The 3,776-nt window shown below is 51.0% G+C and carries 4 protein-coding genes; 1 reads left to right on the top strand and 3 read right to left on the bottom strand.

Annotated features, from left to right (window positions below):
• On the bottom strand, positions 1 to 292 hold a 292-nt coding region (locus PHU49_15610; protein ID MDD5245435.1), incomplete at its 3' end, for a hypothetical protein.
• A gap of 132 nt (positions 293 to 424) precedes the next feature.
• Here PHU49_15610 and PHU49_15605 point away from each other — a divergent pair.
• Positions 425 to 1,846 carry a DHA2 family efflux MFS transporter permease subunit gene (locus PHU49_15605; GenBank protein ID MDD5245434.1) on the top strand — a complete coding sequence of 474 codons (1,422 nt, stop codon included), beginning with the start codon at positions 425 to 427 and terminating at the stop codon, positions 1,844 to 1,846.
• 190 nt (positions 1,847 to 2,036) lie between these two features.
• On the opposite strand, the gene PHU49_15600 is transcribed toward PHU49_15605, so the two are convergent.
• Together PHU49_15600 and PHU49_15595 are read right to left on the bottom strand one after the other, a co-directional pair.
• Entirely contained in the window at positions 2,037 to 3,539 is a 1,503-nt protein-coding gene (locus PHU49_15600) for a GNAT family N-acetyltransferase (protein MDD5245433.1), read from the bottom strand.
• Positions 3,540 to 3,560: 21 nt separating this feature from the next.
• A partial coding sequence (locus tag PHU49_15595) for a CARDB domain-containing protein (GenBank protein MDD5245432.1) occupies positions 3,561 to 3,776 on the bottom strand: 216 nt, incomplete at its 5' end.

Raw genomic sequence — 3,776 nt, 5'->3', positions numbered from 1 at the left:
TACCTTTGCGGTCGTACGAGCCGGGCGTGAAGTATCCGGTTATCATAAAGAAGCATCCCAGCACCCATGTCCTGTTCACGCTCATGAGCAGCGAAAGCACGAGGTTCGTAAATGCATCGTCGGTATTCTCATAGTAATACCAGCCGCTATGGGCGCCGTACGTAAGGGCGATATGGTGGAGGATGACGAGCACCGTGAACAGAAGCCGCATATTGTCGATGTAGAGCATCCTCGCAGACGATCCGGCTTTTGTCTGCATCTCCCCTGTGGTCAATCCCTTCGATAAGGGCATTCTGTCTTGATCCTCCGTTCTGTTCTATCCGATTCTATTCAATTGCCTGCAATTGTAGTTAATTTGCAGACACAAGTAAATTAAAAAAACGGCTTGAAAAGAAGCGGTAAAAATGAGAACCTTGAACAGAAAATGATCGAAAACAGGTCTCAGCAACGCCTCATCGTCATAAGCGTTGCCTTCAGTTCTTTCATGGCAAGGCTTAACAATTACACGGTCAATGTCTCTCTGCCGACCATCTCCCGTGATTTCAATGTCGGGACCGGCGAGGCCTCCCGTATCGTTATGTCGTACCTCCTTATCATAACCAGCTCCCTTCTGTTATTCGGGAAGCTGGCAGACAGGCTGGGATTAAAAAGGATATTCATCATTGGTTATATAGTCTTTGTCGCGGGCTCCTTTTTATGCGGCATTGCCCAGGACATCAATACGCTGATCGGCTCGCGCATGGTTCAGGGCGTAGGCAGCGCCATGCTTCTTGCCACGAGTTTTGCTATCATCTCGAAATTCATACCCTCCGATCGGACAGGGTGGGCCTTCGGCATAACCTCCACGGCCTCCGCGCTTGGAGTGGCAACGGGAGCCCCCGTCGGCGGATTGATAACGGGCTATTTCTCATGGCACTGGGTCTTTCTCATCAATGTGCCTATTGGCATCATCGCCTTTATCATCGCAAGCAGAAAGATACCCGATGAAAGACCCCGAACAAGAACGGGCGAGCCGGAGCGATTCGATTTCATCGGCGCCGTGCTGAGTTTCTCGGGTCTCGCAATACTCCTCCGTGCATTAAACATGGGAAAGGAACTGGGCTGGGGTTCCCCGTCCATCATCTTAAGCTTCCTGGCATCAATCATAGTGCTCTCGCTTTTTCTCATCCGGGAAAAGAGGTGCAGCGCGCCGCTTCTGGACCTGGCGCTCTTCAAGGACCTCAGATTCACCTTCGTCCTGTCTGCAACGTTCATGGCGTACCTGCTCATAGCGGGCAATGCCTTTCTGATGCCTTTCTATCTGGAGATCATAAAGGGCCTGAACCCCCAGAAGACAGGTATGATGCTCCTGGTATATTCAATAATCTATGTCATCATATCTCCTTATGCAGGGAGGCTTTCCGACAAGATCAGGCCGGGTTTCCTGTGCATCATTGCCATGATCTCGGCTACGGCCTGCTCATTGTTTTTCTCTTTCACTCTTCAGTTTCAGGGTTTTTTGTTCATCTTCATATTTCTCATCTGGCTGGCGCTGTCGTATGTCCTCTTCTTTTCACCGAACAACAACCAGGTGATGAGCCTTGCGCCTGAGAACAAGCACGGAATTGCCTCAGGTCTGTTCAACACTACAACAAATTTAAGTTATGTATTTGGCGTTGCCATATTCGAAACGGTCTTTTCCCATGCGATCCCGGGCGTCTCTTCGGCAAAGGCGAGCTTGCTCAACTCCGATATTCCCCACGAGATATTGTTAAAAGGATTTCAAGCCACGTATATATTTGGCGGGCTGGCATGCTTCGCTGCCTTTTTGTTCTCTCTTGCAGCAGGGAAAATCACAAAGAGATAAAGACAGCTTTCAGCAATCAGCTCATGGCAAACTCAATACTCGTCGCTGGATGCCGGAGCATAGCGCATAGCGGAACAACCATAAGCCGTAAGGAGTCTTTTGACTCTCTGCCCTCGGCTCTCCGCTCTCTGCTGCCTTTCAGCTGACGGCTATCTACTATCGACCGCCTTTATACTATCGACTGTTTTATTTAATTCGGATCGTGCGCCTTCACGTAATCAAGGATCTCCTGTGCGAGCCCTGGCGCAACCTGGATCTTTGAGTAATCGATGGAAACATTGTTCAGATATTGCAGGATAAGGGCATCCCCGGTGTGGTAAAAGGGGAGGATGCCTGCAATAAAAAAACCCAGTTCTTCAAACTTTGAGCAGAGCTCCCCTGTACAAGGGTTTTCAAGACACAGATGGAGCAGGATCTCATCGATCTTCTTAATACACAGTTCTTTCAGTATCGTCCTCACATCCGATACGGCATTCTTTCCATACCGTTGTATCTCCATGATAGCCCTGTTGTAGCCGGGAATAACGCTGACCGATATCTCTGAGTGTTCCTCCATTGCTTCCGTCGATAAATGCCCAGCGGGCGGCTCAAAGACCCTGTCAATGCCGATATCCTGGCAGATCTTCCTGATGAAAGAGGTGTGATGTTCCGGAGGGAAGAGGGTTATCCCGGGCGGGTTTTCGATAGGGAGAAAACCGTATACAAGTGATCCCCGCTGGCTAAGCACCTCATGGATGCCCTTGTACGTCCTGTCCGCAGGTATAACGCCGATGGCTACGGCGCATCTCCTGAACCCCACCTTAAGGCCGGCCTTCTGCGCATAGATATGCTCTGTGGTAGCCTTGCTGAAAATGCCCATAAGCCCTGCCTTGCGTGCCTCTTCCACGAGTCTCCCGATCATTATGTTCTGACACCCCTGCCCGCGAAAATCAGGCTGCACGGCCGCCATTCCCGCCTCGGCGATCCTTTCTTCAGGATTGTCCCTTATGAGGGCCACGTGGCCCACTATCTGATCATCATCCGTGACGGTCACCACTGAGATGATCTTTCTTTCCTGTACGAGCCGGGCAAATTTCTCCGGATAATAAATGGCATCAATGCTGTAGGTATAACCGTAGGCACGGTAGAAAAGCCTTGAGACCGCAGCGGCCTCTGAGGCCTCCATCAGGCGCACGGTAAAGGGCCTCTTCCCGACGGGACGTACCTCCGCCGCCACGGGGGCAGGAAAGAGCTCGAGCTCACTTTTGTCATGGTACTCCTCGATGCTCTTATAGGGAAGGTACTTTGTGAGATGGAGCTCCTTGCCCTCCCTCCCGAGGTTATAGAAGGCCAGCTCGTCAACGCCCTTTTTCATAAGATAGGAGCCAAGACCGGCTCCGGGGATATCGTCAAGACCCGTTGGGGTTATGTATTCAGGGACCAGGCTTGGGGCGTAGGGCAGGCCTTTATCTTTGATGATGATCCTGAGTCCCGACGAGACCGGTTCAAGGATGATCTGATACGTGGCCTTCTCCGACGGCTCAAAGGCATGTTTCACTACGTTCACTATGGCCTCTTCCAGCGCGAGGAGCATCATCTGGACATCCATCTTTTGAAAACCGATGTTCTCCGCTATTTCTCTGGCATAGGCCTGGATTGCAGGCAGATAAGCGATATCGTTGGGAACGATAAGTGTTGAGGATCGGGTCACCATAAATTTATATACCGCCTTCCGTCAGAATTGCCTCTTTTTTCCGTCAGAGCAGATGATTTCCACCGTTACCGCCGGGTCCTGCACGGCGCGGTGGATTATCTTTCCCACTACACGGTTGTTGTTCTCGTTTGTCTCCGTCACATCATTGTTCAGGTCAACATCTGCGCGAAAAGAGGCTTCGCCCTCGTCCTGGAATGTGACCGATCTGCTGAAATAACGGTGTTCTCCCTTCTTGAG

It is taken from the genome of Syntrophorhabdaceae bacterium, from assembly GCA_028713955.1.
In the GTDB taxonomy this organism is placed as follows: Bacteria; Desulfobacterota; Syntrophorhabdia; order Syntrophorhabdales; family Syntrophorhabdaceae; genus UBA5609.
Note: the sequence above shows the minus strand (reverse complement) of the source record. Positions and strands in the feature narration are given on the sequence as shown.